The following is a 26,945-nucleotide window of genomic DNA, read 5'->3' on the forward strand; positions in this document are numbered from 1 at the left end:
TCAGTGCTCCTGTCCGGCGTTTGCGGCAGCCTGTTCGGCCGCACGTCCGCGCGGGCCGTGAAAGTATTCGTGAATCCAGGGGTCGTCGGTGCGTTCGACCTCGGCCAGTGGCCCTGCGACCAGCACCTTCTTCTGCGACAGCACCGCCACCCGGTCGGTGATGGTGTAGAGGGTGTCCAGGTCGTGGGTGATGAGGAACACCGAGAGGCCGAGGGCATCTCGCAGGGTCAGGATCAGTTGGTCGAATGCCGCGGCGCCGATCGGGTCCAGGCCTGCGGTAGGCTCGTCGAGGAACAGGATGTCCGGGTCCAGCGCCAGGGCGCGGGCTAGCGCTGCGCGCTTGATCATGCCGCCGGACAGCGAGGCCGGGTACTTGTCGGCGGCGCTGATCGGCAACCCGGCCAGTGCCAGCTTCACGCCGGCCAGGTGCTCGGCGTCGGCGCGCGACAACCCGGCGTGCTCGATCAGGGGCAGTGCGACGTTCTCGGTGACGGTCAGCGACGAGAACAATGCGCCCTTCTGGAACAGTACGCCGAAGCGCCGTTCCACCTGCGAGCGCTGGTCGTCGTTCAGCGTGGCCAGGTCCTGGCCGAATACCTTCACCCTGCCCTCGTTGGGCCGTCGCAGGCCGACGATGCTGCGCAGCAGCACCGACTTGCCGCTGCCCGAGCCGCCGACCACGGCGAGGATTTCGCCGCGGTACAGGTCCAGGTCCAGGTTCTCGTGCACGCTCTGGCTGCCGAAGCGGTTGCACAGGCCACGGGCTTCGATCACCGCTTCACGTGTGCCAGTCACCAGCCCATCTCCATGAAGAACAGCGCAGCCACCGCATCCAGCACGATGACCACGAAGATCGACTGCACCACTGCCGAGGTGGTGTGTGCGCCGACCGACTCGGCGCTGCCGCTGACCTTGAAGCCTTCCAGGCAGCCGATGGCGGCGATCAGGAAGGCGAAGAACGGCGCCTTGAGCAGGCCGACCAGGAAGTGCTGCACGCCGATGTCGCTCTGCAACAACGAGAGGAACATGGCCGGTGGGATATCCAGCGACAGCGCACAGACCACCGCGCCGCCGACGATGCCACAGACCATGGCGACGAAGGTCAGCAGCGGCAAGGCGATCAGCAGCGCCAGCATCCGTGGCACCACCAGCAGCTCGATGGGGTTCAGGCCCAGGGTGCGGATGGCGTCGATCTCTTCGTTGGCCTTCATCGAACCGATCTGCGCGGTGAAGGCGCTGGCGGTGCGGCCGGCCATGAGGATCGCGGTCAGCAGCACGGCGAACTCACGCAGGAAGGAGAAGGCCACCAGGTCGACGGTGAAGACGGTGGCGCCGAAGTCGGCCAGGACCGTGGCGCCGAGAAAGGCGACCACGGCGCCGACCAGGAAGGTCAGCAGCGCGACGATGGGCGCGGCATCCAGGCCGGTCTGCTCGATGTGCGCGACCACCGGCGTGACCCGCCATCGATGCGGTTGCAGGAGCCGGGTGGCCAGGGTGGCGAGGATCAGGCCGACGAAGCCCAGCAACTGGCGGGTATCCTGCCACAGGGTGTCGACCGCGCAGCCGATGCGCGCGAGCAGTTGCAGGAGCACCGGCTGTTCGGCTTCCTTGACCGGGATGCAGTAGTCCTGCACCGAGCGGTATACGGTCCTGAGCAATGCGCGGCTGGCCTCGGGGAGTTCGTCGGTGCAGCACGACAGGCGTTCGGCTCCGAGCAGTTCGGCCAGCAGCGAGGCACCGGCGGTATCCAGGCGTCCGAGCTGGCTGAGGTCGGCGATCGCGTCGGCGCCGTACTGGTCGCGCAGCCGTTCGCTGTCGCGCCTGAGGCGGGCGTAGTGGGCCAGGGTCCAGTCGCCGCTGATCAGCAGGCGCGCGGGGTGCTGGCGGGTGTCGAGGGTGGCGCTGGGCTCCATGCTTCTGACTCTGCACGACGGCGGTGGGTCAGATCATAGCCTGTTGCAGCGGTGGTGGCTTCAATCGCGGGGCAAGCCCGCTCCCACAGGTACTCTGCTGGTCCCGCGATGAAGACGGCGCGATGGTGAGGTTTCACCCCGCCGGCACATCCTCGACCACCTTGAAACGCAGCACGCCGATCACCTGGCCATCTTCGGTGAGCACCCGGACCTGCCACTTGCCCACCGGATTGGGTGGGAAGTTCTGCTTGTGGGTCCAGGCCCGATAGCCTTCCTTGCGCCCGCCGTGGATGTCCAGGGCGATGCGGTCGACCTCTTTGCCATCCTGCTGCCACACGTGATAGATCCGCTCGTTCAGCCCCCGCGGGGCATTGATCGAGGTGTAGGCATACAACCCGGCGCTGCGGATGCGGCTGGCGGCGATTTCTTCCAGCGACTCGCCCGGCTCACGGTTCTGCAGTTCGGTGGTCACCGCCACTTCGGTCATCCACAGGGTCGCTGGCGGCACCCAGGAGCGCAGCAGCCAGCCGCCGCCACCCACGGTCAGGGTCACAAGCACCAGCGCCACGGCGCGGCGCCAGGTGTTGATCGGGAAACTGCTGGCCAGGCTGGGGAACGACAGCACCATGGCTGCGATCAGCGCCAGCTTGAAGCTCTGCGCGGTGGTCAGGTGCAGGATGATCGGCAGCGCCGTGAGCAGCGCGGCGAACAGCGTCAAGGTGTGCAGCGCGAGGAACAGCCAGCGCCGCGGCGCCAGCCACCTGTAGTACAGCGGATCGACGATGGAGATCAGCCCCGCGGCGGCGAGCAGGCCGGTGAACACCAGTTGGCCGCTGTTCCAGGTGGTGGTGATGAAGAAGAACGGCAGGACGAAGAACAGGCTTTCCTGGTGGATCATCTGCGTCGCGTAGCGCAGCAGCGGCTGCGGGATCTCGCGCTTGAAGGTGCGGGCAAACAGGCCGGTCAGGGTGTTCTCGAGCATCAGCCAGACCCAGCTGACCAGCATCAGCACGGCGATCCAGCTGGCGAGCCCGGCCTGGCGGTCGACCAGGATGAAACTGCCGATCCCGGACAGGAAGCCGCCGAGGGCGATCACCCCTGGGTAGCGTTTGAGCAGTTCGATGATGCGTTGGACGATGTGGGGTATGGGGGGCATGGGGATGGACAGCAATAGGGGGGTGACTGTTCTGACCTCTTCGCGGGCAAGTCGCAACGGCGAACCGCCGCTCCCACAAGTAGCCAGTGATACTGAAGCCTACGGTGTGCCTCTGGCCCAGTACCCGGTGATGCCGAGACCTGGGGATACCTGTGGGAGCGGGCTTGCCCGCGAAGAGGCCTGCACAGGATACCGCCGAATCAGCTGTCGCGTGTAGCGCCGCTGGGACGATCCGCCGGCTGGCGCCGTCTGCGGATCAGGCCGATGGCGAGAATCAGCCCCAGCCCCAGCGCCACCAGCCCGTACAGCTCGTCATAGCCGAGCAGGGGCTTCTCGATGCGCAGGTAGCCGGGCTCCTTGAGCAACAGCCGCAGCGCCTCGTTGGCTTCCTTCAGGCTGACCTTGCGCAACTTGCCGATCGGGTCGGTGAAGCGGCCGTCTTCGTAGTCGTTCAGCGCGCCCCAGTAATAGTCGGCCAGGGCGCTGTTGCCCTGGCTGGTCCAGCTTTCGCGGGCAATTGCGGCCTCCTTGAGGCGGGCGAAGGTGTCCGGGTCCAGGCCGTGCTTGCGCAGGTGGTCGAACAGGTCCTGCAGCACCTTCACCGCTTCGTCGATGTCCTGGCGCTCGAGGTCGGCGTTGAAGCTGAGCATGCCGCTGTCGCCGAAGCTTTCCCGCCGCACCGAAGGCCCGTAGGCCAGGCCATGGCGCAGGCGCAACTGATCGTACGCTGCCCAGTCGAGGTAGCGCGAGAGCAGCTCGAGGGTCTGGTCGTGGTTGCTGTCGAGCACCGGCTCGATGAACAGCCAGTGCAGCCTGGCGGTATCGCCCAGCCAGCCGCGGGTCAGGTCGCGGCGTTGCTCGGCCTGCTGGCTGATGCTGTCGAGGTTGCGTCGCTCGCCCGGCTCGGTGGCCGGCAGCTCGCCATAGGTGCGTTCGAGGTAGGCCGGCAGCAGGCGGTCGAGGCCGCCGACGACGATCAGGCTCATGTTGTTGGCGGCGTACCAGTGCTCGCGCATGGCCTGCACCTGTTTCAGGGTCATGCCGTCGATGTCCGAGCGCTCCGGGCATTTGAGCCCCAGCTCCACGGCCAACTGGTCGCTGGCCGGGTGACCGATGTCCTGGCGGTCGAGCCAGCGTTGCAGGTGACCGTAATGGCCGCCGTCCTCGCGTTCGATGATCTTCTTCGCCGTGGCCAGGGCCTTGGCGTCGATCCTGGTGTCGCGTATCGCCGCCAACAGCAGGTCGAGCACCTTGCGCTGGTTGCGCGCCGGGGCTTCGATGACGAAGGTGGTGTCGGCAGCGCTGGTGAAGGCGTTCCACTCCCCGCCCAACGCCTGCAGACGTTCCTCCAGGCCGCCTTCGCCGGTCTCGTCGATGCCGCTGAACAGCAGGTGCTCGAGCAGGTGCGGCAGCTCGCGCTGGTTGCACTCGAAGTCGTCGAGGCCGACGCCGACCACCAGGCGGATCGACACATGGTCGCGCTCATAGCCGGACTTGAGAATCACCTGCAGGCCGTTGGGCAACAGGTAGCCCTCGACCCGGGAGCGGTCCAGGGCCAACGAGGGCAAGCTGCAGAGGATCAGGCAAACGAGGGTCAGGCAACGCATGGGCAGGCTTCCGGGCCGGTCTCCAGGTGTGCGGGGGTCAGGACAGGCGGGCGTCTTCCGGAGCGCTGTCGAGCAGAAGCCCGCCGGTGTCCGCGCCGCCCAGTACCACATAGGCACTGCTGCAGAACAAAGAGTTCAACCGCTTCATGTCGGCGATCAGCTCCAAGTGTAGCGAACTGGTCTCGATACTCTGCACCACTTTACGTTGCAGGCGGCTGACATGGGCGTGCGCCAGGCGCCGTTCCTGGGCGCGGAAACGCCGTTTCTCACGCAACAGCAGGCGTGCGCTCTCGGGGTCGGCGCTGAGAAACACCGACAAGCCCAGGCGCAGGTTGGCCAGCAGTTGCTCCTGCAGGCCCGTCAATTCCTCCAGGCCGACCTGGGAGAACTCCCGGCGCTGCGAAGTCTTCTGCTGCTGGACCTTGCGCAGCATGCGCTCGATCAGGTCGCTGGCCAGCTTGAGGTTGATCGACAGCTCGATGATCTCGGCCCAGCGCCGGTTGTCCTGCTCGCTCAGGTCCTCGCGCGACATCTGCGCCAGGTACAGCTTGATGGCGCTGTAGAGCGCTTCGGCATCCTCGCCCAGGGCGCGGGTCTGCTGTGGCAGGGCCGTCTGACTGCCGCGCAGCGAGGCCAGCATCGCCTCCAGCAGGCTGTCGACGATATCGCCCAGGCGCAGGGTTTCGCGGGCCGCGTTGGCCAGCGCAAGGCTTGGTGTTTCCAGCGCCGAGGCATCCAGATGACGCGGCTTGACCTGGCCGTTGGCGACCTCGCGCTCGGGCAGCAGCGTGCTGCACAGGCGGCCCATGGGTTTGACCGTGGGCAGCATGATCAGGCAGCGCAGGGTGTTGTAGAGCAGGTGGAAGCCGATCACCAGTTCCTGTGGGCTGAAGCTCAGCGAATCCATCCACTCGACCAGTGGGTGCAGCACCGGGATGATCAGCACCAGGCCGATCAGCTTGTACAGCAGGCTGCCCAGCGCCACGCGGCGCCCGGCGGCGTTCTGCATGCGGGCGCTGATGAACGCCAGCAGCCCGCTGCCGATGTTGGCGCCAACCACCAGGCCGATGGCCACTGGCAGGCTGATCACCTCGGCGCCGGCCAGGGTTGCGGTGAGCAGCACGGCAGCGAGGCTGGAGTAGGTGATCATGGCGAACAAGGCGCCGACCAGGGCATCGAGCAGGATGTCGCCGGTCAGCGAGGCGAACAGCACTTTCACGCCCTGGGCGTGGGTGATCGGCGCCGCTGCCTGCACGATCAGCTCGAGTGCAAGAATGATCAGGCCCAGGCCGATGGCCACGCGCCCCATCTGGCCAAGGCGCGTCTGCTTGCGCGACAGGAAGAAGATCACCCCTACGAACACCAGCAGCGGTGACAGCCACGACAGGTCGAAGGTCAGGACCCGCGCCATCAGTGCGGTACCGACATCGGCGCCGAGCATGATCGCCAGCGCCGGGGTCATGGCCATCAGGCCCTGGGAGACGAAGGAGGTGACCAGCATTGCGGTGGCGTTGCTGCTTTGCACCACGGCGGTGACGACGATACCGGCGATGAAGGCCAGCGCCCGACGGTCCATGTTCTGGCCGAGCACGCGGCGCAGATTCGAGCCGTAGACGCGCAGGATGCCGGTACGCACGATGTGCGTGCCCCACACGAGCAGCGCCACGGCAGACAGCAGGTTGAGCAGGGTCAGCATGTTCGAGGCCCCCTTTTTACCGATGCCCCAGTGCGGGGCCAATGGGTGAAGCCGTGAGCCTGGCCCGGGGCTGGGCGTTCGGTGCAGTGCTCACTGAAGCTTTAGTTGTTTTGCGCGGTGGATGCCAGCTTCGCATGGCATGCATTTATTTGAAACATTTCTGTCATGTGTGTGGGCTTGCCGCCTACAACGAAAAAAGGCCCCGAGGGGCCTTTTCCACAGACGTCCAGTACTTACTGACCCGGAATGTCCTTGCGCAGTTTCACCGGATCATGCTCCTTGCCTTCCTTGCGCGCCATCGCCGTGCGCATGCGGATGTTGATCGCTTCGACCGCCAGCGAGAACGCCATGGCGAAGTACACATAGCCCTTGGGTACGTGCACGTCGAAGGATTCGGCGATCAGCACGGTGCCGACCACGATCAGGAACGACAGCGCGAGCATCTTCAGCGACGGGTGCTTGTCGATGAAATCGCTGATGGTGCCGGCGCACAGCATCATCACCAGTACCGCGACGATGATCGCGGCGATCATCACCGGCACGTGCGAGACCATGCCCACTGCGGTGATCACCGAGTCCAGCGAGAACACGATGTCGATGATGGCGATCTGAATGATGGTGTAGAAGAACTTGCCGCCAGCACCTTTGGGTTCGTCGCTGCTTTCTTCCTCACCCTCCAGGCCGTGGTAGATCTCCTGGGAGCTTTTCCACAGCAGGAACAGGCCGCCGAAGAACAGGATCAGGTCGCGACCGGAGATGCCTTCGCCCAGCACCACGAACAGGTCGTCGGTCAGGCGCATCACCCAGGTGATCGACAGCAGCAGCATGATCCGGGTGACCATCGCCAGCGCCAGGCCGAAGATCCGCGTACGCGGCTGCATGTGCTTGGGCATGCGGCTGACCAGGATCGAGATCATGATGATGTTGTCGATCCCGAGCACGATCTCGAGTGCGGTCAGGGTGAAAAAGGCAACCCAGATTTCCGGGCTGGTCAGCCATTCCATGTGTATTCCTTCGAACGGTAAAGGCGCCGCACCCAGGGCAGGGGTGCGACGCGTGGGGTGAGGCTCTTGTCCTACAGACTGCTGATCAGCGGGAAAACTCCCATGAGCAGGGCGGCGAGCATTATGCACAGGCAGACCAGCACTGCCCACTTGAGGGTAAAGCGCTGGTGATCGCCGAATTCGATCCCCGCCAGGGCCACCAGCAGGTAGGTCGAGGGTACCAGCGGGCTGAGCAGGTGGACCGGCTGTCCGACGATCGATGCGCGGGCCATTTCCACCGGGGTGATGCCGTAGTGGCTAGCCGCTTCGGCCAGTACCGGCAGCACGCCGTAGTAGAAGGCGTCATTGGACATGAAGAAGGTGAACGGCATGCTGACGATCGCGGTAATGGCCGCCAGGTATGGACCTAGCGCATCCGGGATCACCGCCAGCAGGCTCTTGGACATGGCCTCGACCATGCCGGTGCCCGACAGGATACCGGTGAAGATACCGGCAGCGAAGATCAGCCCGGTCACGGCCAGCACGCTGCCGGCGTGGGCGGCAATGCGGTCCTTCTGCTGCTGCAGGCAGGGGTAGTTGACGATCATCGCAATGCTGAAGGCGATCATGAACAGCACCGGCAGCGGCAGCACGCCCGAGATCAGCGCGACCATCAGGGCGGCAGTCAGGGCGCCGTTGAACCAGATCAGCTTCGGACGGCGTGCGTCGGGGAACTGCGACACGCTGATTTCGCTGTGGTCGATGTCGTCGGTCGGCAGGTGCAGCTCGCCCAGGCGAGCCCGTTCGCGCTTGCCGTACATATAGGCGATGGCGAGGATCGCCAGCACGCCGAAGGCCATGGCCGGGATCATCGGCACGAAGATGTCCGAGGGGTCGACGTGCAGGGCGCTGGCGGCGCGCGCGGTAGGGCCACCCCAGGGGGTCATGTTCATCACGCCACCGGCGAGGATGATCAGGCCGGCCATGATCCGCGGGCTCATGCCCAGGCGGCTGTACAGCGGCAGCATGGCGGCGCAGCAGATCATGTAGGTGGTGGCGCCGTCACCGTCGAGCGACACCACCAGCGCCAGCACGGCGGTACCCACCGAGACTTTCAGCGGGTCGCCCTTGACCAGCTTGAGGATCTTGCGCACGGCCGGGTCGAACAGGCCGGAGTCGATCATCAGGGCGAAGTAGAGGATGGCGAACATCAGCATCACGCCGGTGGGCGCGAGCTTGCTGATGCCTTCGAGCATCATGGGGCCGATCTTGGCGGAGAAGCCGCCGAACAGGGCGAAAATGATCGGTACCAGGATCAGGGCGATCAAGGCCGACAGGCGCTTGGTCATGATCAGGTACATGAAGGTGATGACCATGGCAAAGCCAAGGAAGGTCAGCATGGCGGTACTCCAGGCGTGGCGCGGCGAAAGGACGGACGATTCGGGCGGATCAGCGCGTCAGGCGCTGTGCATGGAATAGCGGGAGGGGTACGGCGGGGAGGCGGGCACAGGAAAGCATCGGTATCACCATTGTTGTTGTTGATTGGGCCGGGTGCGCACGTTGGCGGATACCCTGGCTGGCCGGTCTGTCGCCGGTGGTGGGGCTATCCTAGGGGGGCAAGCTTTCAGCCAGCTTTCGCCTTGATGAAGGCGACAGGAGGTCGTTGCATGAACGATGTACAGGAAGGCGGGTGCCACTGCGGTGCCCTGCGTTATCGACTGGAGGGCGACCTGACGGATGTCGCGCACTGCCACTGTTCGATCTGCCGGCGGGTCAGCGGCGGGCTGGTGGTGACCTGGCTTACCCTGCCGCGCAAGGCTTTCCAATGGATGGCGGGCGAGCCGAAGCGCTATGTGGCGCCGGCAAGCTGCACGCGGTACTTCTGTGGTGATTGCGGCGCGCATGTGGCGCTGGAAACGACGCACAGTCCGTTGAGCATCGACGTGACGGTGGCGACCCTGGACTGCCCGGAGCAGGTCCGCGCCACTCGGCACATCTGGACAGGCAGCCGGCTACCGTGGCTGCACCTGGATGAGGCGCTGCCTGGCGAAGTGGAGGAACGTCTTTGACGAAATGCGGGGCCTGATTGCAGGCCCCGCAGGTCTTCAGATGGTCAGCGTCCAGTCGTAGTCGACGATCAGCGGCGCGTGTTGCGAGAAGCGCGGCTGGCGCGGCAGGCGCGCACTGCGCACGAAACGGCGCAGACCCTGGGTGAGGATCTGGTAGTCGAAGCGATAGCCCAGGTTGAGCATCTCGGCCTGCTCGTTGTCCGGCCACCAGCTGTACTGGTCGCCTTCGCGGCTGACTTCACGCAGGGCATCGACATAGCCCATCTCGCCGATGATCGCGTCCATCCAGGCGCGCTCGGGCGGCAGGAAGCCTGGCGACTGCTGGCTGTCGCGCCAGTTCTTGATGTCGAGCTTCTGCTGCGCCACGTAGAACGAGCCGCAGTAGATATATTCGCGACGCTTGCGACGCTGCTTGTCCAGGTATTTGGCGAAGTCGTCCATCAACTTGAATTTCTGGTTCAAGTCTTCGTCGCCGTTCATTCCCGAAGGCAGCAGCAGGCTGGCGATGCTTACCTTGTCGAAATCTGCTTGCAGGTAGCGCCCGTAACGGTCGGCCGTCTCGAAGCCCAGGCCGGTGATGACTGCCTTGGGCTGCATCCGCGAGTAGAGCGCCACGCCACCTTGGGCAGGCACCTCCGCTTCGCAGGCATAAAGGAAATAGCCATCGAGCTGGAAAGCTGGGTCGTCGAGTTCAAAGGCCGAGGCGCGGGTATCCTGAAGGCAGATGACGTCGGCATTCTGGGCTTGCAGCCAGCTGAGCAATCCACGCTCGGCTGCAGCCTGAATGCCATTCACGTTCACACTGATGATCCGCATAAATGGCCCCATAAATCTCGTGCGTGTATGATACCCGAGCTCAACTCATTTAGCTAAATCCGTGGTGTCCGGGACTTTTCATGCAGCCGTATCAGCGCGACTTCATTCGTTTTGCCATCGATCGCGGCGTTCTGCGCTTCGGTGAATTCACCCTGAAATCGGGGCGTACCAGCCCGTACTTCTTCAACGCCGGCCTGTTCAACAGCGGCTCGGCCCTGGCCCAGCTGGGGCGCTGCTACGCGGCCGCCATCGTCGACAGCAAGATCCCCTTCGACGTGCTGTTCGGCCCGGCGTACAAGGGTATCCCGCTGGCTGCGGCCACTGCCGTGGCACTGGCCGAGCAGCACCAGCTCGACGTGCCATGGTGCTTCAACCGCAAGGAAGCCAAGGACCACGGCGAAGGCGGCAGCCTGGTCGGCGCGCCGCTGGCCGGTAACGTGCTGATCATCGACGACGTGATCACCGCCGGCACCGCCATCCGCGAAGTGATGCAGATCATCAAGGCCCAGCAGGCCAACGCCGCAGGCGTGCTGATCGCGCTGAACCGCGAAGAGCGCGGCAATGGCGAACTGTCGGCGATCCAGGAAGTGGAACGCGACTTCGCCATTCCGGTGGTCAGCATCGTGTCGCTGACCCAGGTGCTGGAGTTCCTGGCCGACGATCCGCAGCTCAAGCAGCACCTGCCGGCGGTCGAAGCCTATCGGGCGCAGTACGGGATCTGATCTCGGAGCGGCACAAAAAAAAGCGACCCGCGAGGGTCGCCTTTTTCATTGGGTCGGCGGTGGGTCGTTCGCGGGCAAGTCGCCGCGGCGAACCGCCGCTCCCAGTGGGAGCGGGCTTGCCCGCGAAGCAGTCGCCGCTTAGTCCGTGCCGTACTTCGGCGAACGCGGCCCGTACAGGATCCCGCCGTTCGGGTTCGGCGACAGCAGTCGGGCGCTGGTGATACCGGCGATCGGATAACCCGCGTCGTCCTGCACGCTGCTGATGACCTGGTTCACCGCGGCGGTGATCAGCATGCCGATCAGGCCGCCCTGGTTCTGCCGGCCTTCCTCGCTGGAGGCAGAGGCAGTGCCGGTCCACAGCGTGGTGCCGGATTTCAGGTCGACCAGCTTGGCGCTGGCGGTGACGATGGTCGCGCTGCTCAGCACCATGTAGCGGGTGCCATAGTCGCTGACGGTCACGTACAGCGCCGCGTCGGCGCCGAAGATCTCGTGCAGCTTGGCGGTCGGCAGCTCGTGGATGTCAGCCGGCGTGCTCATGCCGTTCTGGCGGAAGGTCTCGGCGACCAGCGCCACCGGCATCACGTAGTAGCCCGCTTCGGCCAGCGGGTAGGTGACCTGCGCGAGCATGCTGTAGCTGGCCTTGACGTCCGGCGAGTTGTTCAGCGGCGGCACGATCAGGATCGACTTCGGACGGCTCTGCTTGAAGGCCGCGTAGTCGGTGGTCTTGCGCTCGGCACAACCGGCGAACAAGGCCAGCACGCAGGCGCCGACGATCAGTTGGGTGAGACGCTTGATCACTTCTTCGCTCCTTGCGTGGCGTTCTTCATCAGGAAGTCCATGTACGCCGCCGACTCAGGGAACAGCGCCTTCTCGGTACGGAACTGCTGGATCATCTGGTCGTCCTTGCCCAGGCTCGAGTAGAGCAGGCCCAGCTGGGCGTGGTAGCCCGGCGGGACGGCGCCATTCTTGGCCTTGATCTTCTCCAGGTCGCGTTCCAGGGCGATGACCTGTTCTTCCTTCGACTGGTCGTTGAAGTACTCGCGCACCTGCGGCTGGTAGCTCTCCCACTGATACAGCGGCTTCTGCGAGTTGCAACCGGCCAGCAGGGCGCTGGCCAGCAGGAGCCCGGCGCCAGTGCGCCAGGCCGAGCGGGTGATGCTCATCTACGTGCTTCCTTGTCGTTATCGTGTTGGCGTGCTGCGGGGCTTACTGCGCCTGGGGTTTCCACTGACCGCTTTCGACAGCGCCGACCAGCTTGTTCACCGCTTCGCGCATGGCCAGGTCCAGGACCTTGCCGTTGAGGGTCGAGTCGTAGCTGGCGGTGCCGCCGAAGCCGATGATCTCCCGGTTGGACAGGGCGTACTCGCCAGCGCCCTGGCTCGAGTAGACCACCTCGGAGGTGCTGATGTTGACGATGTTCAGCGCGACCTTGGCGTAGGCGACCTGGGTCTTGCCGCGGCCGAGGATGCCGAACAGCTGGTGGTCGCCGACTTCCTTGCGGCCGAATTCGGTGACGTCGCCGGTCACGACGAAATCGGCGCCTTTGAGGCGTTGTACCTGGCCCTTGATCGCCGCTTCCTGTTGGATTTCGCCCATGTTGTCGCGGTCCAGCACGTTGAAACGGCCGGTCTGCTGCAGGTGGGTGATGAGGATGGTCTTGGCCTGGCCGCCGAGGCGGTCGACGCCATCGGAGAAGATGCCGCGCATGTAGCTCGAGCGGTTGTCGAACTTGCCCACGGCGATCGGTGCACGCACGCCACTGTAGGGGCGGTTGACGCTCTCGACCTGTTGTACGGCCACGGCGGTGGAAGTTTCGGTAGCGCAGCCGGCGATGGACCCGAGTGCGACGGCGGCTGCCAGCACGAGTCCTTGTGATGCGTATTTCACGCGAGGTTCTCCAGGTGAATAGAAACTATTTGCAACGGGCGTGCATTCTGCCACGTTGTTTCGGCAGCCTAGAGAGAAAGTTGAAGGCAGGACAGTGAAAATAATGGCCTTGCGCCATCTTTGCCGTTCGGACTCGCATCACGAGGCCGCTCGTACCAGGCGAGCGGCCCCGCGCTCAACGCATCAGTGACGCTTGCGGTTGGTGATCAGGGTGCCCACGCCGCTGTCGGTGAAGATCTCCAGCAGCACCGCGTTCGGCACGCGACCGTCGATGATGTGCGAGCTGTTCACACCACCCTGGACCGCTTCCAGGGCGCACTTGATCTTCGGCAGCATGCCGCCGTAGATGGTGCCGTCGGCGATCAGCTCGTTGACCTGCTCGGTGGTCAGGCCGGTGAGGACCTGGCCCTGCTTGTCCATCAGGCCGGCGATGTTGGTCAGCAGCATCAGCTTCTCGGCCTTGAGCGCCTCGGCCACCTTGCCGGCGACCAGGTCGGCGTTGATGTTGTACGACTCACCGTTGGCGCCCACGCCGATCGGTGCGATCACCGGGATGAAATCGCCCCTGACCAGCATGTTCAGCAGCTCGGTGTTCACGCCCACGACCTCGCCAACGTGACCGATGTCGATGATCTCCGGGGTGGTCATCTCCGGCGTCTGGCGGCTGACGGTGAGTTTCTTGGCGCGGATCAGCTCAGCGTCCTTGCCGGTCAGGCCGATGGCGCTGCCGCCGTGGCGGTTGATCAGGTTGACGATATCCTTGTTGACCTGGCCACCGAGGACCATCTCCACCACGTCCATGGTCGCCGAGTCGGTGACGCGCATGCCGTCGATGAAGTGGCTCTCGATCGACAGGCGCTTGAGCAGGTCGCCGATCTGCGGGCCGCCACCGTGCACGACCACCGGGTTGATGCCCACCGCCTTCATCAGCACGATGTCACGGGCAAAGCCGGTCTTGAGCTCTTCGCTCTCCATCGCGTTGCCGCCGTACTTGATCACCAGGGTCTTGCCGACAAAGCGGCGGATGTAGGGCAGCGCTTCGGACAAAACCTCGGCTACATGGGAAGCGGCATCGCGATCGAGGGTCATGCAGGGCTCCAGTGAGGAACAGATAGTCGGTCAGAACGGCAGTTGCAGGCCTGGGTCGACCCGCAGCAACTGCGTGCGGAATACAGCCTTGATACGGTCGAGTTCTGCCTCGCTGTCGGCCTCGAAGCGCAGCACCAGCACCGGTGTGGTGTTGGAGGCGCGGACCAGGCCCCAGCCGTGTGGGTAGTCGACCCGCACACCGTCGATGGTGGTCAGGTCGGCTTCGCCCCAGTCGGCGTCGCGTTGCAGAGCATCAATGATGCTGAATTTACTCTCGTCGGTCACATCGATGTTGATTTCCGGCGTGGAAATATCGTTCGGGAACGCGGCGAACAGGCGTTCGGCATCCTGGCCGGCCTTGCTGAGGATCTCCAGCAGGCGCGCGGCGCTGTAGATGCCATCGTCGAAACCGTACCAGCGTTCCTTGATGAAGATGTGCCCGCTCATCTCGCCGGCCAGCAGCGAGCCGGTCAGTTTCATCTTCTTCTTGATCAACGAATGACCGGTCTTCCACATCAGGGCGCGGCCGCCGTGCTGTTCGATCAGCGGGGTCAGGCGACGGGTGCATTTGACGTCGAAGATGATCTCGGCGCCGGGATTGCGCGACAGCACGTCCTGGGCGAAGAGCATCAGCAGGCGGTCGGGGTAGACGATGCTGCCGGTGTTGGTCACCACGCCGACGCGGTCGCCGTCGCCGTCGAAGGCCAGGCCGATGTCGGCACCGGTTTCCCTGACCTTGGCGATCAGGTCTTCAAGGTTCTCGGGCTTGCCCGGGTCGGGGTGATGGTTGGGGAAGTTGCCGTCGACCTCGCAGAACAGCTGGATCACTTCGCAGTTCAGCGCCTCGATGAGTTGCGGAGCGATCACGCCAGCGGCGCCGTTGCCGCAGTCGACCACCACCTTCAGGCGCTTGGCCAGTTTCACGTCGGCGACGATCTGCTGGAAGTAGCGCTCGAGGATCTCGACCTTCTCCACACGGCCTTCGCCGCGCGGCACGTCGTTGGTCTTGAGGCGGGTCAGCAGGGCCTGGATCTGTTCGTTGGCCAGCGTATCGCCCGCGATGACGATCTTGAAGCCGTTGTAGTCCGACGGGTTGTGGCTGCCGGTGAGCATCACCCCCGAGGTGCCGGCCAGCACGTTGGCGGCGTAGTACAGGGCTGGGGTGGGTACCAGGCCGACGTCGCTGACCTGGCAACCGGCATCGGCCAGGCCCTGGATCAGTTGCTCGACCAGCATCGGGCCGGACAGGCGGCCATCGCGCCCAACGGAGATTTTCGGCTCGCCCTGGGCCAGGGTCTGGGCGCCGATGGCGCGGCCGATCCAGTAGGCGGTCTCGGCGTGCAGGGTCTTGCCGACGATGCCGCGGATGTCATAGGCGCGGAAGATGCTGTCCGGCAATGCGGGTACCAGTTGGGCCATGTCGTTCATCTCTGGGGACTCCAAGGGTCAAAGGCTTCTGGGTAAGCGCAAACTGAACGCTTGGACGGTAGAGCGCCCCGAGAGTTCGCCGTCCATGGCCCCGGCGGTCGGTTCAGCGGGTGCCCGAGTGCCCGAAGCCGCCGCTGCCACGCTGGGTTTCGTCGAAGGCTTCGACGATGTCGAAATGCGCCTGCACCACCGGTACCAGGATCAGTTGGGCGATACGCTCGCCGATGCTGATGGTGAACGGGGTGTTGCCGCGGTTCCAGCACGAGACCATGAGTTCGCCCTGGTAGTCCGAGTCGATCAGGCCGACCAGGTTGCCCAGCACCACGCCGTGCTTATGGCCAAGGCCCGAGCGCGGCAGGATCATCGCCGCCAGGCCCGGATCGCCGATGTAGATCGACAGGCCAGTGGGGATCAGCAGGGTCTGGCCCGGTTCGAGGACGGTGTCCTCCTTGAGCAGGGCGCGCAGGTCCAGGCCGGCGGAACCGGGGGTGGCGTACTGCGGCAGGGGGAATTCGGTACCCAGGCGCGGGTCGAGGATCTTGGCTTGAAGAGCGTGCATGTAACTTACTGAACCTGATTGAGCCGTTCGGCGATGAAGGCGACCAGTTGCCGGGCAATCTTGCCCTTGCTGGTCTGCGCGAAGAGGGTCTGGTGCTGCTGGCGATCGATCACGGTGAGGGCATTTTCCTCGCTGTTGAAGCCGATGCTGGGGTTGGCCACATCATTGGCGACGATCAGGTCGAGGTTCTTGTCCTTGAGCTTGCGCGTGGCGTAATCGAGCAGGTGTTCGGTCTCGGCGGCGAAGCCGACGCTGAACGGGCGGTCGGCGCGGCCGGCGAGGGTGGCAAGGATATCCGGATTGCGCACCATCTGCAGCAGCATGCCGTCGCCGGTCGTAGGGTCTTTCTTGAGCTTTTGCGGGGCAACCACCTCTGGACGGTAGTCCGCGACTGCCGCCGAGGCGATGAAAAGGTCGCACGGCATGGCTGCCTCACAGGCCGCGAGCATGTCCCGCGCGCTCACCACGTCGATGCGGTTGACCCGGTCGGGCGTCTGCAGGTGCACGGGGCCGGTGACGAGGGTCACCCGAGCCCCGGCTTCGGCGGCCGCTTCGGCCAGGGCAAAGCCCATCTTCCCGGAACTATGATTGGTGATGTAGCGCACCGGATCGATGTTTTCCTGGGTCGGGCCGGCGGTGATCAGCACGTGCTTGCCGGTCAGGGCCTGGCGCTTGAAGCTCTCGGCGGCGCACCAGGCCAGGTCGGTGGCTTCGAGCATGCGGCCCAGGCCGACGTCGCCGCAGGCCTGGCTGCCGGAGGCCGGGCCGAATACCTGGATGCCACGGCGCTTGAGCAGCTCGAGGTTGTCCTGGGTGGCCGGGTCGCGCCACATGGCCTGGTTCATGGCCGGGGCGACGGCGACGGTGGCATCGGTGGCCAGCACCAGGGTGGTCAGCAGGTCGTCGGCCATGCCCTGGGCCATGCGCGCCATGAGGTCGGCGGTGGCCGGGGCGATCAGCACCAGGTCGGCCCACTTGGCCAGTTCGATATGGCCCATTGCAGCCTCGGCTGCGGGGTCGAGCAGGTCCATGTGCACCGGGTGGCCGGAGAGCGCCTGCAGGGTCAGCGGAGTGATGAACTCGGCGCCCCCGCGGGTCATGACGACACGCACCTGTGCGCCGTGTTCCAGGAGTCGGCGAATCAGCTCGGCGCTCTTGTAGGCGGCAATGCCGCCACCCACGCCGAGAACGATGCGCTTGCGATACAGCCGCTGCATAGGCTTGCCTTTTTCCAGTGAAAGCGGGCGGCGACGTTTGAAATTGCCTGCGGCAGAACGTCGCATTTAACGAGGCGAAATAGATTAACACAGGGCTTGAAGGCGCCGCAGTACAACGCAAGGAGGGGTATGAACATCAGGGAATGGCCGCTGGACGAGCGGCCGCGGGAGAAATTGCTGGCGCGTGGGGCGCAGGTGCTGTCGGATGGAGAGTTGCTGGCGGTGCTGTTGGGCTCGGGCGTTGCCGGGCGCAACGTGGTCGACCTGGCGCGCAGCCTGCTCAAGCGCTTTGGCGGGTTGCGGGCATTTCTCGAGGCCGACCGCGCCGCGCTGCTGCGCGAGCCGGGCATCGGGCCGGTGAAGTACGCGCAGTTGCAGGCACTGCTGGAAATCGGACGACGCTACCTGGACGAAACCATCGAACGCGCGCCGGCGCTGGAAAGCCCTGCGGCGGTACGGCGCTACCTGAAGTCGATGCTGCGCCATGAACGCTGCGAGGTGTTCGGCTGCCTGTTCCTGGACACCCGACACCGGCCCGTGGCATTCGAGATCCTGTTTCGCGGCACCATAGACCGGGCAAGCATCTATCCGCGTGAGGTGGTGCGCCGTTCGCTGCTGCATAACGCGGCGGCGTTGATCATCTGCCACAACCACCCGTCGGGTAACAGCGAGCCCAGCCAGGATGACGTGCACCTGACCCGCACGCTGAAACATGCCCTGGCGCTGATCGACGTGCGCGTGCTCGATCATGTGATCGTCGGCGATGGCGAACCGTTGTCGATGGTCGAGCAGGGGTGGATCGGGGGGTAGTGGAGGCAGTGCCGGTCAGCGCTCCACCGACACCTTGCTGAAGTCCACCCGCCCGAACGGGCTCACCTGATAGCCCTCGACGCTTTTGCTCAGCAAGGTCGAGGCAGTCGGGTGGGCCAGCGGCAGCCACAGCGCCTGCTGCTGGATCAGCGTCTGTGCCTGCTGGTACAGGCGGCTGCGCACGCTCTGGTCGTTGGTGGTGCGCCCGGCGTTGATCAACTGGTCGAGACGGCTGTCGCAGAACCGCGCGAAGTTGGTCCCGGACTTGACCGCCGCGCAGGAAAACTGCGGGCTGAGGAAGTTGTCCGGGTCGCCGTTGTCGCCCGCCCAGCCCATGAACAGCAGGTCGTGCTCACCGGCCTTGGCGCGGCGGATCAGCTCGCCCCATTCGATCACGCGGATCTCGGCCTTGATGCCAATCTTCGCAAGGTCGGCCTGGAGCATCTGTGCACCGAGGCTCGGGTTGGGGTTGAGCAGGCTGCCCGATGGACGCGTCCAGATGGTGGTGCTGAAACCGTCGGCAAGGCCTGCCTTGGTCAGCAGGGCCTTGGCCTTTTTCAGGTCCAGCGTGTAGCCCGGCAGGTCCTTGGCGTAGCTCCAGGTGTTGGGCGGGTAGGGGCCGTTGGCGGCGGTAGCGGTGTTTTCGAACACCGCCTTGAGGTAGGCCGGCTTGTCGAAGGCCAGGTTGATCGCCTGGCGCACCTCGGGCTTGTCCAGCGGCGGATGCTCGCTGTTGATGGCGACGAAGGCGGTCATGAAGGCCGGGGTGGAGGCGACCTTGAGCTTGTCGTTCCTGGCGGCTTCGGCGATGTCCAGCGGCTTGGGCGACAGGGCTACCTGACATTCGTTGCGCTTGAGCTTCTGCAGGCGCACGTTCGGGTCGGTGGTGATGGCGAACACCAGCGGGTCGATCGCAGGTTTGCCGTCGAAGTAGTCGGGGTTGGCGCGATAGCGCACCAGGGCATCCTTCTGGAAGCGCTGGAACACGAACGGCCCTGTGCCGATGGGCTGGCTGTTGAGCTTCTCCGGGGTGCCGGCCTTGAGCAGCTTGTCGGCATACTCGGCCGAGTAGATCGAGGCGAAGCCCATGCTCAGGGTCGCCAGGAAGGTCGCATCCGGGTGGGTGAGGGTGAAGCGGACGCTTTTGCCATCAGGTGCCTCGATCGACTTGATCAGGCTGCCCAGTTGCAGCGACTGGGCGTGCGGATAGCCGCCAGGCGCGGTCTTGTGCCAGGCATGGGCGGGGTAGAGCATGCGCTGGAAGCTGAACAGCACGTCGTCGGCGTTCAGCTCGCGGCTTGGCTTGAAGTAGTCGGTGCTGTGGAACTTCACGCCATCGCGCAGGGTGAAATCGTAGGTCAAGCCGTCTTCGGAGACGGTCCAGCCCTGTGCCAGGCTGGGCACGACCTTGCCCTGGCTGGCGTCGAACTCGACCAGCCGGTTCATCAGCACGTCGGCCGAGGCGTTGGTGGTGGTCAGCGAGTTGTACTGAACCACGTCGAAACCTTCCGGGCTGGCCTCGGTGCACACCGACAGCGGCGCTGCCTGGGCAAGGCCTGCGGCGAACAGGGAAGTGAACAGAAGGGAAAGGGCGGCGACGCGCATGGTGGATCCTCGGCTGGTCAGGGGCCCATCTGCCAGTGCAGTCTGGAAGCGGAAACGTCCTACCCTAGTGTGCCAGTCAGGAAATGGCCACCTGATTTTTACACCGCGCGGCGACGAGCGGTCGACAGTGCGCGGGCCTTGTCGCTATGCTGGCCGGGCGCGATCGGCCCGACTGGAATGTGCATCTTCTGTTGTTGTGGCCGACCCTTTCTGGTATAAAGCAGCGCTCTTTTCTAGGGGCTCGGTCTGTCGCTCATTCGAGCCGGTTCGATAAGACCCCCGGAAACACGGCGCCTTGGCGCCATAGACTGAGAGATTAAGCGGCCAACCCATGCCGGGTTGGGCATGTGGTTTTAGAGGGCTGAGGCATGTCGAGAGTCTGTCAAGTTACCGGTAAGGGTCCGGTAACCGGGAACAACATTTCCCACGCAAACAACAAAACCCGTCGTCGTTTCCTGCCGAACCTGCAGCACCACCGTTTCTGGGTTGAATCCGAGAATCGTTTCGTGCGTCTGCGCGTTTCCGCCAAAGGCATGCGTATCATCGACAAGCGCGGCATCGATGCCGTTCTGGTCGACATCCGTAAAGCTGGCGCCAAGGTTTAAGGGAGAACATCATGCGTGAATTGATCCGTCTGGTTTCGAGTGCCGGTACCGGCCACTTCTACACCACCGACAAGAACAAGCGCACCACTCCGGACAAGATCGAGATCAAGAAATACGATCCGGTCGTCCGCAAGCACGTGGTGTACAAGGAAGCCAAGATCAAGTAATTGATCGGCGACCTGAAAAAAACCCGCATCCGAAAGGACGCGGGTTTTTTTATGCCCGGGTTTCAAGGTCAGGCTACTTCTGCTCGAACATCACGTAGATCTTGCGGCACGCCTCCAGTACCTCCCAGGTGCCCTTGAACCCGGCCGGGATGACGAAACGATCACCGGCGCGCAGGGTCTTGGCGCCGCCGTCCTGGTCGCGCAGCACCGATACGCCCTGGACGATCTCGCAATACTCATGCTCGGTGTAGTTCACCGTCCATTGGCCGACCTCACCTTCCCAGACGCCTGCGGCAAACTGCCCGCAGGGGCTGGAGTAGTGGTTGTACACCGCCTGGTCCGGCTCGCCCTTGAGGATCTTTTCTGCAGCCGGGCGGTAGCGCTCGGCTTCGGTAAGGACCTGGGCGAAGTCGATGATGCTGTCGATGCTCATGCTGGATACCCTGTTGTTGTTTAATAAAATGCACATCAGTAGGCTTTTAGGCCATTCGTGTCAAATATATTGATAGTTTATCCGGCCTGGTTTAGGGTGTCGGATGCCCGTGTGCGCTTGTCGCCCGGCCAGAATTTCTGACAGTGCCCGTGAGTCCTCGATACGGGGCTGCACCTTAACAAGAGGAGGAGTTTCGTATGACCACCCTGACTCGTGCGGATTGGGAACAGCGTGCCCAGCAACTGAAGATCGAAGGCCGTGCCTTCATCAACGGCGAATACACCGACGCCGCCTCCGGCGAAACCTTCGAGTGCCTGAGCCCGGTCGACGGACGCTTCCTGGCCAAGGTCGCCAGCTGCGACCTGGCTGACGCCAACCGCGCCGTGGAAAACGCCCGCGCCACCTTCGATTCCGGCGTCTGGTCGCAGCTGGCCCCGGCCAAGCGCAAGGCCAAGCTGATCCGATTCGCCGACCTGCTGCGCAAGCATGTCGAGGAACTGGCGCTGCTGGAAACCCTGGACATGGGCAAGCCGATCGGCGACTCCTCCACCATCGACATCCCGGGCGCCGCGCAGGCCATCCACTGGACCGCCGAAGCCATCGACAAGGTCTACGACGAGGTCGCGCCGACTCCGCACGACCAGCTTGGCCTGGTGACCCGTGAGCCGGTGGGTGTGGTCGGTGCCATCGTACCCTGGAACTTCCCGCTGCTGATGGCCTGCTGGAAACTCGGCCCGGCGCTGGCCACCGGCAACTCGGTGGTGCTCAAGCCTTCCGAGAAGTCCCCGCTGACCGCCATCCGCATCGCCCAGCTGGCCGTCGAGGCCGGCATCCCGGCCGGTGTACTGAACGTGCTGCCTGGCTACGGTCACACCGTCGGCAAGGCCCTGGCCCTGCACATGGACGTCGACACCCTGGTGTTCACCGGTTCGACCAAGATCGCCAAGCAACTGATGGTGTACGCGGGCGAATCGAACATGAAGCGCATCTGGCTGGAAGCCGGTGGCAAGAGCCCGAACATTGTCTTCGCCGACGCCCCTGACCTGCAGGCGGCAGCCGAAGCGGCAGCCAGCGCCATCGCCTTCAACCAGGGCGAGGTCTGCACCGCAGGTTCGCGCCTGCTGGTCGAGCGCTCGATCAAGGACAAGTTCCTGCCGATGGTGGTCGAGGCCCTGCGTGCCTGGAAGCCCGGCAACCCGCTGGACCCGGCCACTACTGTCGGTGCGCTGGTCGACACCCAGCAGATGAACACCGTGCTGTCGTACATCGATGCCGGTCACCAGGACGGCGCCAAGCTGCTGGCTGGTGGCAAGCGCATCCTCGAAGAGACCGGCGGCACCTACGTCGAGCCGACTATCTTCGACGGCGTGACCAACGCCATGAAGATCGCCCAGGAAGAAATCTTCGGCCCGGTGCTGTCGGTCATCGCCTTCGACACAGCCGAGGAAGCCATCGCCATCGCCAACGACACCCCGTATGGCCTGGCTGCCGGCATCTGGACTGCCGACATCTCCAAGGCGCACAAGACCGCCCGCGCCGTGCGTGCCGGCAGCGTGTGGGTCAACCAGTACGACGGCGGCGACATGACCGCGCCGTTCGGTGGCTTCAAGCAGTCGGGCAACGGCCGCGACAAGTCGCTGCACGCACTGGAGAAGTACACCGAGCTGAAGGCGACCTGGATCAAGCTGTAATCCAGAGGGGCCGCTTTGCGGCCCATTCGCGGGCAAGCCCGCTCCCACAGGCTTCCCTACCGGCTTGATGCCGATGGGGTGCCTGTGGGAGCGGGCTTGCCCGCGAATGGGCCTGAACAAATTTGCCTGGGAGGCTGCAATGCGTTGGGGAACCTACTTTGCCGTGCTGGCGTCGGTGTTGAGCGTCGGGCTTGCGCTCGGCGTGAGCATGCCGCTGGTGTCCCTGCGCCTGGAGGGCTGGGGCTACGGCGGATTCGCCATCGGCGTGATGGCGGCGATGCCGGCGCTTGGCGTGCTGCTTGGCGCCAGCCTGGCCAGCCGCCTGGCCGGCTGGGTCGGCGTGCCTTCGGCCATGCGTCTCTGCCTGTGGGGCGGGGCGCTGTCCATCGGCCTGGTCGCGGTACTGCCCAGTTATCCGCTGTGGCTGGCCCTGCGCCTGCTGATCGGCATGTCGCTGACGGTGGTGTTCATCCTCGGCGAGAGCTGGATCAACCAGCTGGTGGTCGAGCAGTGGCGTGGCCGGCTGGTGGCGCTGTATGGCAGCAGCTATGCCCTGAGCCAGCTGGCCGGGCCGCTGGTGCTGGGCTTTCTCGGTTCGGACGACGACTTCGGCTTCTGGGCTGCCACCGGCCTGCTGCTGCTCGCACCGTTGCTGCTGCTGGGGCGTGGTGGGGCACCCTCGACCGAAGCCTGCAGCGTCACCTTCAGCGACCTGTTCGCCTTCTGCCGGCGCTTGCCGGTGATCGCCTGGGCCATCGCCCTGTTCGCAGCCTTCGAGGCGATGATCCTGACGCTGTTGCCGGTCTACGTCCTTCAGCAGGGCTTCACCGCCGAAGTGGCGTTGTTCATGGTCAGTACCGTGGTGGTCGGCGATGCCGTGTTGCAACTGCCGATTGGCGCCCTGGCCGATCGCATGTCCAGGCAAGCCTTGTTCAGTGGCTGCGCCCTGAGCCTGCTGGTTTCGAGCCTGGCGATTCCGCTGCTGCTGCACACCCTGGCGGTGTGGCCGCTGTGGGTACTGTTCGGCGCCAGCGCGGGGGGCTTGTTCACCCTGTCGCTGATCCTGATCGGCGAGCGCTACCGCGATGACGCACTGGTGCGTGCCAATGCCCATGTGGCGCAACTGTGGGGCATCGGTTGTCTGCTCGGGCCGTTGCTGGCCGGGGCAGGGAGCCAGTGGGTCAGTGGGCATGCCCTGCTGTTCCTGATGGCGGCAGGGGCTGCAGGCCTGGTGCTGTTGACCCGACGACCGGGTGCCTTCGAACCGGCGTCTGCCTGATGGCGCGGGCCGTTGTGCGGCCCGTTGCTACAGCATCTTCTCCAGCCCGACCGCCTTGGCCACCCAGGCATTGAAGCGGCGCCACATCCCGCCAGGCTCCGAGGTCAGGGTGTGCACCTGGCCTTCATCTTCGGTCACCCAGACCATCTTGCCGTCCACCAGCTTCGGCTGATAGCTCAACGCTGGCGCCATGCCCTGTTCGGCCAGTGCGCGGGTGTATTCGGCCAGCTCGGGGCTGTCGACCATCACCCCGACTTCGGTATTCCACAGGACCGAACGCGGGTCGAAGTTGAACGAGCCGATGAAGGTCTTGTGCCGGTCGAACACCATCGCCTTGCTGTGCAGGCTCGAATCGGACTGCCCCTTGAAGCTCAGGGCGCCACGGACGGCGCTTGGGTCGCCCGGCTGGCGGCGCAGCTCGAACAGTTGTACGCCATGCTCCAGCAGCGCCCGGCGATAGGGCGCGTAGCCACCGTGCACGGCCGGCACGTCGGTGGCCTCCAGCGAGTTGGTCAGCAGCTTGACCGAGGTGCCGGCGTCGGCGCGGCTGGTGAGGTACAGCAGGCCCGGCTCGCCGGGAACGAAGTAGGCCGAGACCAGGATCAGCTCGCGGTGCACGTTGTTCAGATCCGGCGCCAGTTGCTGGGTCATCAGCAATTGCGGGTCGGGTTCGCCCCTGGCCAGTACCTTGCTCGGTGCGTCCCATAGGGCCTGGCTGTGTGCCCAGATCAGCTCGTTGCGCCAGATATCCAGGCGCGGTTCGGTCTGGTAGGCCATCAACCGGTCATACAGGGCCTTGCGCTGCACCCTGGCCTGCGCCAGCCAGGTTTCCAGGCGCTGGCGGCTGGCGCGCAGGTCGTCGGCATCCGGCATGCGCCAGAGAAAATCGCCAATCGGCCGGCTCAGGGCGCTGTTCCAGTACTGGTCGAAGCTGTGCCCGAGCTGCTCGGCCACAGGCCCCACCCCCAGCAGGTCGATATCGGTGAAGTTCAGGTTGGGCTCGGCGTCGAAATACTCGTCGCCCAGGTTGCGTCCGCCGACGATGGACAGGCTGTTGTCGACCAGGAACAGCTTGTTGTGCATGCGCCGGTGCTGCAGCGACAGGTTGAACAGCCGGCCCATGGCCCGGGTCAGGCCAGTGCTGCGGCCCAGGTGCAGCGGGTTGAACACGCGGATCTGGATGTTCGGGTGCGCGGCGAGGGTGCCGATAAGGCTGTCGAGGCCGTCGCTGGTGGTGTCGTCGAGCAGGATGCGCACGCGCACGCCCCGGTCGGCGGCGCGCAGCAGTTCATGCACCAGGGCGCGGGTACTCAGGCCGTCGTGGACGATGTAGTACTGCAGGTCGATGCTGGTGCGGGCGTTGCGGATCAGCTCGGCGCGGGCACGAAAGGCTTCGTTGCTGTTGGGCAGCAGGCGAAAGCCGGAACGCCCCTCGTAGGGTGCGGCCTGGCGCTGCACCGAGCGTCCGAGTGCCGAGTCGGCGGCGGGCAGGGCCTGGCTCACGTCACGCGGGGTATCGACGCTGGCACAGCCGGTGAGGCCGAGCAGCAGCACCAGGGGCAGAGCTCGCTGGAGTCTCAAGGGCGAATCGTCCTGTACGACAGGTCACTGGAAGGTTGGACCGTGGGGGCGCTGCCACGTTACCCGGCGCCGCTGTCCTGCGCCAGTAGACGGCAGGCAGTTTCACCTACCTTGCGCACCGCAGCTTCGATCTCGGGCGTGGCGCGGGTGGCGAAATTCATCCGCAGGCAGTGCCGGTACTTGCCCGACGCCGAGAAGATACTGCCGACGGCGATCTGTACACCCTGTTCCAGCAAGGCACGGTTCAGGCGCAGGGTGTCGAAGCTCTCCGGCAGCTCGACCCACAGCATGAAGCCGCCCTGGGGCCGGCTGGCGCGGGTGCCGGGCGGGAAGTAGCGGGTCACCCAGTCGCTCATCTGGTCGCGGGCGCGCTGGTACTGGGCGCGCACCTTGCGCAGGTGCGGCTGGTAATGGCCTTCGGCGATGAAGTCGGCGATCGCCAACTGCGGCTGGCAGGCGGTGCTGCCGGTGCTGATGTACTTCATGTGCAGCACCCGTTCCAGATAACGCCCCGGCGCCACCCAGCCGACCCGCAGGCCTGGGGCGAGTGTCTTGGAAAACGAACTGCACAGCAGCACGCGACCGTCCTCGTCGAACGACTTGATGGTGCGCGGGCGTGGGTAGGTGTAGGCGAGGTCGCCGTACACATCGTCTTCGAGGATCGCCACGTCGTAGCGCTGGGCCAGGGTCAGCAGGGCCTTCTTGCGTGCCTCGGGCATGATGTAGCCCAGCGGGTTGTTGCAGCTGGGGGTAATCTGGATGAGCTTGATCGGCCACTGCTCCAACGCCAGTTCCAGCGCCTCCAGGCTGATGCCGGTGGTCGGGTCGGTGGGAATCTCCAGCGCCTTCATGCCCAGGCCCTTGAGCGTCTGCATGGCGCCGTGGAAGCTGGGCGAATCCACCGCAACGATGTCGCCCGGCTCGCACACCGCGCGAATGCTGGTCGACAGCGCTTCATGGCAGCCGGTGGTCACCACCAGGTCGCCGGGCTCGAGGTTGCAGCCCGAGTCGAGCGTGAGGCGGGCGATCTGTTCGCGCAGGGCCTCGTTGCCGTGGATGTTGTCGTAGTACAGCCCGGGCATGTCCAGGCGCCGGCTGAGCTGGGCGAGGCTGCGCAGCAGCGGCTTGAGCGTCGGGCTCTCGATGTCGGGCATGCCGCGGCCGAGCTGGATCACGTCCGGGTGGGGGCTGGCGCGTACCAGTTCGAGCACCTGCTCCCACTGGGAGATATCCACTGGGCGCTGGGCTGGCCGGCTGATGGCGGGCAGGGCCGGCAGACTGCGGTTTTCCGTGACGAAGTAGCCGGATTTGGGACGCGGTGCCACCAGGCCGTTGTCTTCCAGTTGGCGATAGGCCTGCTGTACGGTGCTCAGGCTGACGCCGTGCTCAAGGCTCAATGAACGCACCGACGGCAGCCGTTCGCCGGGACGATACAGGCCTTGTTCGATCCGGGCGCCGAGCAGTTCGGCAAGGTTCATATAGAGGGTCACGGCATACTCCTGCACACATGGGGCAAGGTGAAGGATACAGATTGGCTGAAAATACTGCATTCAGCTGCTGCCATGTCAATTCTGTATGGAAATAATAACGATCTTTTGGATCTGTATTGTGGTCGTTCGTCGGACGCATGCT

General features: G+C 64.9%; 25 protein-coding genes and 1 pseudogene. 7 read left to right on the forward strand and 19 right to left on the reverse strand.

What is annotated here, in order from left to right:
- From AC1TXO_RS00485 to AC1TXO_RS00515, 7 genes are all read right to left on the reverse strand, one after another.
- Positions 1-795 carry an ABC transporter ATP-binding protein gene (locus AC1TXO_RS00485; protein WP_486404573.1) on the reverse strand — a complete coding sequence of 265 codons (795 nt, stop codon included), beginning with the start codon at positions 793-795 and terminating at the stop codon, positions 1-3.
- Positions 792-1,913: an ABC transporter permease gene (locus AC1TXO_RS00490; protein ID WP_486404574.1), complete on the reverse strand. Its 1,122-nt coding sequence runs from the start codon at positions 1,911-1,913 to the stop codon at positions 792-794. The genes AC1TXO_RS00485 and AC1TXO_RS00490 overlap by 4 nt, the downstream gene beginning before the upstream one ends.
- 133 nt (positions 1,914-2,046) lie before the next feature.
- Positions 2,047-3,069 (reverse strand): DUF5924 family protein, encoded by a 1,023-nt coding sequence (locus AC1TXO_RS00495; RefSeq protein WP_486404575.1) that lies wholly within the window; start codon positions 3,067-3,069, stop codon positions 2,047-2,049.
- Between the two features lie 200 nt (positions 3,070-3,269).
- Complete coding sequence (locus tag AC1TXO_RS00500; RefSeq protein ID WP_486404576.1) at positions 3,270-4,676, reverse strand: M16 family metallopeptidase; 1,407 nt, start codon at positions 4,674-4,676, stop codon at positions 3,270-3,272.
- Between the two features lie 37 nt (positions 4,677-4,713).
- Positions 4,714-6,372: a Na/Pi cotransporter family protein gene (locus AC1TXO_RS00505; protein ID WP_486404577.1), complete on the reverse strand. Its 1,659-nt coding sequence runs from the start codon at positions 6,370-6,372 to the stop codon at positions 4,714-4,716.
- A 233-nt stretch (positions 6,373-6,605) separates the two neighbouring features.
- A complete protein-coding gene (locus AC1TXO_RS00510) occupies positions 6,606-7,376 on the reverse strand; it encodes a TerC family protein (RefSeq protein ID WP_486404578.1) in 771 nt (256 codons plus the stop codon).
- A gap of 71 nt (positions 7,377-7,447) precedes the next feature.
- Positions 7,448-8,755 carry a CitMHS family transporter gene (locus AC1TXO_RS00515; RefSeq protein WP_486404579.1) on the reverse strand — a complete coding sequence of 436 codons (1,308 nt, stop codon included), beginning with the start codon at positions 8,753-8,755 and terminating at the stop codon, positions 7,448-7,450.
- A 267-nt stretch (positions 8,756-9,022) separates the two neighbouring features.
- Between AC1TXO_RS00515 and AC1TXO_RS00520 the strand changes: the two genes are divergently transcribed.
- On the forward strand, positions 9,023-9,424 hold the full coding sequence (locus AC1TXO_RS00520) for a GFA family protein (protein WP_486404580.1): 402 nt from the start codon (positions 9,023-9,025) through the stop codon (positions 9,422-9,424).
- Positions 9,425-9,460: 36 nt separating this feature from the next.
- Here AC1TXO_RS00520 and AC1TXO_RS00525 read toward each other — a convergent pair whose 3' ends face one another.
- Positions 9,461-10,240: an exodeoxyribonuclease III gene (locus tag AC1TXO_RS00525; protein WP_054893329.1), complete on the reverse strand. Its 780-nt coding sequence runs from the start codon at positions 10,238-10,240 to the stop codon at positions 9,461-9,463.
- A gap of 80 nt (positions 10,241-10,320) precedes the next feature.
- Here AC1TXO_RS00525 and pyrE point away from each other — a divergent pair, with 80 nt between their 5' ends.
- Positions 10,321-10,962 carry an orotate phosphoribosyltransferase gene (pyrE, locus tag AC1TXO_RS00530; RefSeq protein ID WP_486404581.1) on the forward strand — a complete coding sequence of 214 codons (642 nt, stop codon included), beginning with the start codon at positions 10,321-10,323 and terminating at the stop codon, positions 10,960-10,962.
- A gap of 138 nt (positions 10,963-11,100) precedes the next feature.
- Here pyrE and AC1TXO_RS00535 read toward each other — a convergent pair whose 3' ends face one another.
- From AC1TXO_RS00535 to coaBC, 7 genes and pseudogenes are all read right to left on the reverse strand, one after another.
- Entirely contained in the window at positions 11,101-11,739 is a 639-nt protein-coding gene (locus AC1TXO_RS00535; RefSeq protein WP_486406924.1) for a DUF799 domain-containing protein, read from the reverse strand.
- Positions 11,740-11,756: 17 nt separating this feature from the next.
- A complete protein-coding gene (locus AC1TXO_RS00540; protein ID WP_486404582.1) occupies positions 11,757-12,125 on the reverse strand; it encodes a DUF4810 domain-containing protein in 369 nt (122 codons plus the stop codon).
- A 43-nt stretch (positions 12,126-12,168) separates the two neighbouring features.
- Positions 12,169-12,849 (reverse strand): CsgG/HfaB family protein, encoded by a 681-nt coding sequence (locus AC1TXO_RS00545; protein ID WP_486404583.1) that lies wholly within the window; start codon positions 12,847-12,849, stop codon positions 12,169-12,171.
- Positions 12,850-13,032: 183 nt separating this feature from the next.
- Positions 13,033-13,938, reverse strand: coding sequence for an acetylglutamate kinase (gene argB / locus AC1TXO_RS00550; protein WP_486404584.1), 906 nt, complete (start codon positions 13,936-13,938; stop codon positions 13,033-13,035).
- A 30-nt stretch (positions 13,939-13,968) separates the two neighbouring features.
- A pseudogene (locus AC1TXO_RS00555) lies at positions 13,969-15,342 on the reverse strand (phosphomannomutase/phosphoglucomutase); the annotation flags it as partial.
- A gap of 127 nt (positions 15,343-15,469) precedes the next feature.
- The gene (gene dut / locus AC1TXO_RS00560) at positions 15,470-15,925 is read right to left on the reverse strand and encodes a dUTP diphosphatase (protein ID WP_063542034.1); all 456 of its coding nucleotides are present in this window, start codon (positions 15,923-15,925) and stop codon (positions 15,470-15,472) included.
- Positions 15,926-15,930: 5 nt separating this feature from the next.
- Positions 15,931-17,142: a bifunctional phosphopantothenoylcysteine decarboxylase/phosphopantothenate--cysteine ligase CoaBC gene (gene coaBC, locus AC1TXO_RS00565; RefSeq protein ID WP_054894122.1), complete on the reverse strand. Its 1,212-nt coding sequence runs from the start codon at positions 17,140-17,142 to the stop codon at positions 15,931-15,933.
- 129 nt (positions 17,143-17,271) lie between these two features.
- On the opposite strand from coaBC, the gene radC reads away from it, so the two are divergent.
- Positions 17,272-17,952, forward strand: a complete 681-nt coding sequence (gene radC / locus AC1TXO_RS00570; RefSeq protein ID WP_486404585.1) for a RadC family protein — start codon at positions 17,272-17,274, stop codon at positions 17,950-17,952.
- A 15-nt stretch (positions 17,953-17,967) separates the two neighbouring features.
- Here radC and AC1TXO_RS00575 read toward each other — a convergent pair whose 3' ends face one another.
- A complete protein-coding gene (locus AC1TXO_RS00575; protein WP_486404586.1) occupies positions 17,968-19,557 on the reverse strand; it encodes an ABC transporter substrate-binding protein in 1,590 nt (529 codons plus the stop codon).
- Positions 19,558-19,925: 368 nt separating this feature from the next.
- Here AC1TXO_RS00575 and rpmB point away from each other — a divergent pair, with 368 nt between their 5' ends.
- On the forward strand, positions 19,926-20,162 hold the full coding sequence (rpmB, locus tag AC1TXO_RS00580) for a 50S ribosomal protein L28 (protein WP_054894119.1): 237 nt from the start codon (positions 19,926-19,928) through the stop codon (positions 20,160-20,162).
- Positions 20,163-20,173: 11 nt separating this feature from the next.
- The gene (rpmG, locus tag AC1TXO_RS00585; protein WP_003253507.1) at positions 20,174-20,329 is read left to right on the forward strand and encodes a 50S ribosomal protein L33; all 156 of its coding nucleotides are present in this window, start codon (positions 20,174-20,176) and stop codon (positions 20,327-20,329) included.
- Between the two features lie 73 nt (positions 20,330-20,402).
- On the opposite strand, the gene AC1TXO_RS00590 is transcribed toward rpmG, so the two are convergent.
- Positions 20,403-20,762 (reverse strand): cupin domain-containing protein, encoded by a 360-nt coding sequence (locus AC1TXO_RS00590; RefSeq protein ID WP_054894117.1) that lies wholly within the window; start codon positions 20,760-20,762, stop codon positions 20,403-20,405.
- 197 nt (positions 20,763-20,959) lie between these two features.
- On the opposite strand from AC1TXO_RS00590, the gene AC1TXO_RS00595 reads away from it, so the two are divergent.
- Together AC1TXO_RS00595 and AC1TXO_RS00600 are read left to right on the forward strand one after the other, a co-directional pair.
- Entirely contained in the window at positions 20,960-22,453 is a 1,494-nt protein-coding gene (locus tag AC1TXO_RS00595; RefSeq protein WP_486404587.1) for an aldehyde dehydrogenase, read from the forward strand.
- A 139-nt stretch (positions 22,454-22,592) separates the two neighbouring features.
- Positions 22,593-23,732: an MFS transporter gene (locus tag AC1TXO_RS00600; protein WP_486404588.1), complete on the forward strand. Its 1,140-nt coding sequence runs from the start codon at positions 22,593-22,595 to the stop codon at positions 23,730-23,732.
- A gap of 27 nt (positions 23,733-23,759) precedes the next feature.
- Here AC1TXO_RS00600 and AC1TXO_RS00605 read toward each other — a convergent pair whose 3' ends face one another.
- Together AC1TXO_RS00605 and AC1TXO_RS00610 are read right to left on the reverse strand one after the other, a co-directional pair.
- A complete protein-coding gene (locus AC1TXO_RS00605) occupies positions 23,760-25,313 on the reverse strand; it encodes a phospholipase D family protein (RefSeq protein ID WP_486404589.1) in 1,554 nt (517 codons plus the stop codon).
- A 59-nt stretch (positions 25,314-25,372) separates the two neighbouring features.
- Positions 25,373-26,803: an aminotransferase-like domain-containing protein gene (locus AC1TXO_RS00610; RefSeq protein ID WP_486404590.1), complete on the reverse strand. Its 1,431-nt coding sequence runs from the start codon at positions 26,801-26,803 to the stop codon at positions 25,373-25,375.
- Between the last annotated feature and the right edge of the window lie 142 nt (positions 26,804-26,945).

This window comes from Pseudomonas sp. FA117 (genome assembly GCF_057370475.1).

Bases quoted from the DNA above. Each gene is read 5' to 3' on its own strand.
- AC1TXO_RS00490 (WP_486404574.1), bottom strand. From the start codon at position 1,913: ATGGAGCCCAGCGCCACCCTCGACACCCGCCAGCACCCCGCGCGCCTG.
- AC1TXO_RS00495 (WP_486404575.1), bottom strand. From the start codon at position 3,069: ATGCCCCCCATACCCCACATCGTCCAACGCATCATCGAACTGCTCAAA.
- AC1TXO_RS00500 (WP_486404576.1), bottom strand. From the start codon at position 4,676: ATGCGTTGCCTGACCCTCGTTTGCCTGATCCTCTGCAGCTTGCCCTCG.
- AC1TXO_RS00505 (WP_486404577.1), bottom strand. From the start codon at position 6,372: ATGCTGACCCTGCTCAACCTGCTGTCTGCCGTGGCGCTGCTCGTGTGG.
- AC1TXO_RS00510 (WP_486404578.1), bottom strand. From the start codon at position 7,376: ATGGAATGGCTGACCAGCCCGGAAATCTGGGTTGCCTTTTTCACCCTG.
- AC1TXO_RS00515 (WP_486404579.1), bottom strand. From the start codon at position 8,755: ATGCTGACCTTCCTTGGCTTTGCCATGGTCATCACCTTCATGTACCTG.
- AC1TXO_RS00520 (WP_486404580.1), top strand. From the start codon at position 9,023: ATGAACGATGTACAGGAAGGCGGGTGCCACTGCGGTGCCCTGCGTTAT.
- AC1TXO_RS00525 (WP_054893329.1), bottom strand. From the start codon at position 10,240: ATGCGGATCATCAGTGTGAACGTGAATGGCATTCAGGCTGCAGCCGAG.
- pyrE (WP_486404581.1), top strand. From the start codon at position 10,321: ATGCAGCCGTATCAGCGCGACTTCATTCGTTTTGCCATCGATCGCGGC.
- AC1TXO_RS00540 (WP_486404582.1), bottom strand. From the start codon at position 12,125: ATGAGCATCACCCGCTCGGCCTGGCGCACTGGCGCCGGGCTCCTGCTG.
- argB (WP_486404584.1), bottom strand. From the start codon at position 13,938: ATGACCCTCGATCGCGATGCCGCTTCCCATGTAGCCGAGGTTTTGTCC.
- dut (WP_063542034.1), bottom strand. From the start codon at position 15,925: ATGCACGCTCTTCAAGCCAAGATCCTCGACCCGCGCCTGGGTACCGAA.
- coaBC (WP_054894122.1), bottom strand. From the start codon at position 17,142: ATGCAGCGGCTGTATCGCAAGCGCATCGTTCTCGGCGTGGGTGGCGGC.
- radC (WP_486404585.1), top strand. From the start codon at position 17,272: ATGAACATCAGGGAATGGCCGCTGGACGAGCGGCCGCGGGAGAAATTG.
- AC1TXO_RS00575 (WP_486404586.1), bottom strand. From the start codon at position 19,557: ATGCGCGTCGCCGCCCTTTCCCTTCTGTTCACTTCCCTGTTCGCCGCA.
- rpmB (WP_054894119.1), top strand. From the start codon at position 19,926: ATGTCGAGAGTCTGTCAAGTTACCGGTAAGGGTCCGGTAACCGGGAAC.
- rpmG (WP_003253507.1), top strand. From the start codon at position 20,174: ATGCGTGAATTGATCCGTCTGGTTTCGAGTGCCGGTACCGGCCACTTC.
- AC1TXO_RS00590 (WP_054894117.1), bottom strand. From the start codon at position 20,762: ATGAGCATCGACAGCATCATCGACTTCGCCCAGGTCCTTACCGAAGCC.
- AC1TXO_RS00595 (WP_486404587.1), top strand. From the start codon at position 20,960: ATGACCACCCTGACTCGTGCGGATTGGGAACAGCGTGCCCAGCAACTG.
- AC1TXO_RS00600 (WP_486404588.1), top strand. From the start codon at position 22,593: ATGCGTTGGGGAACCTACTTTGCCGTGCTGGCGTCGGTGTTGAGCGTC.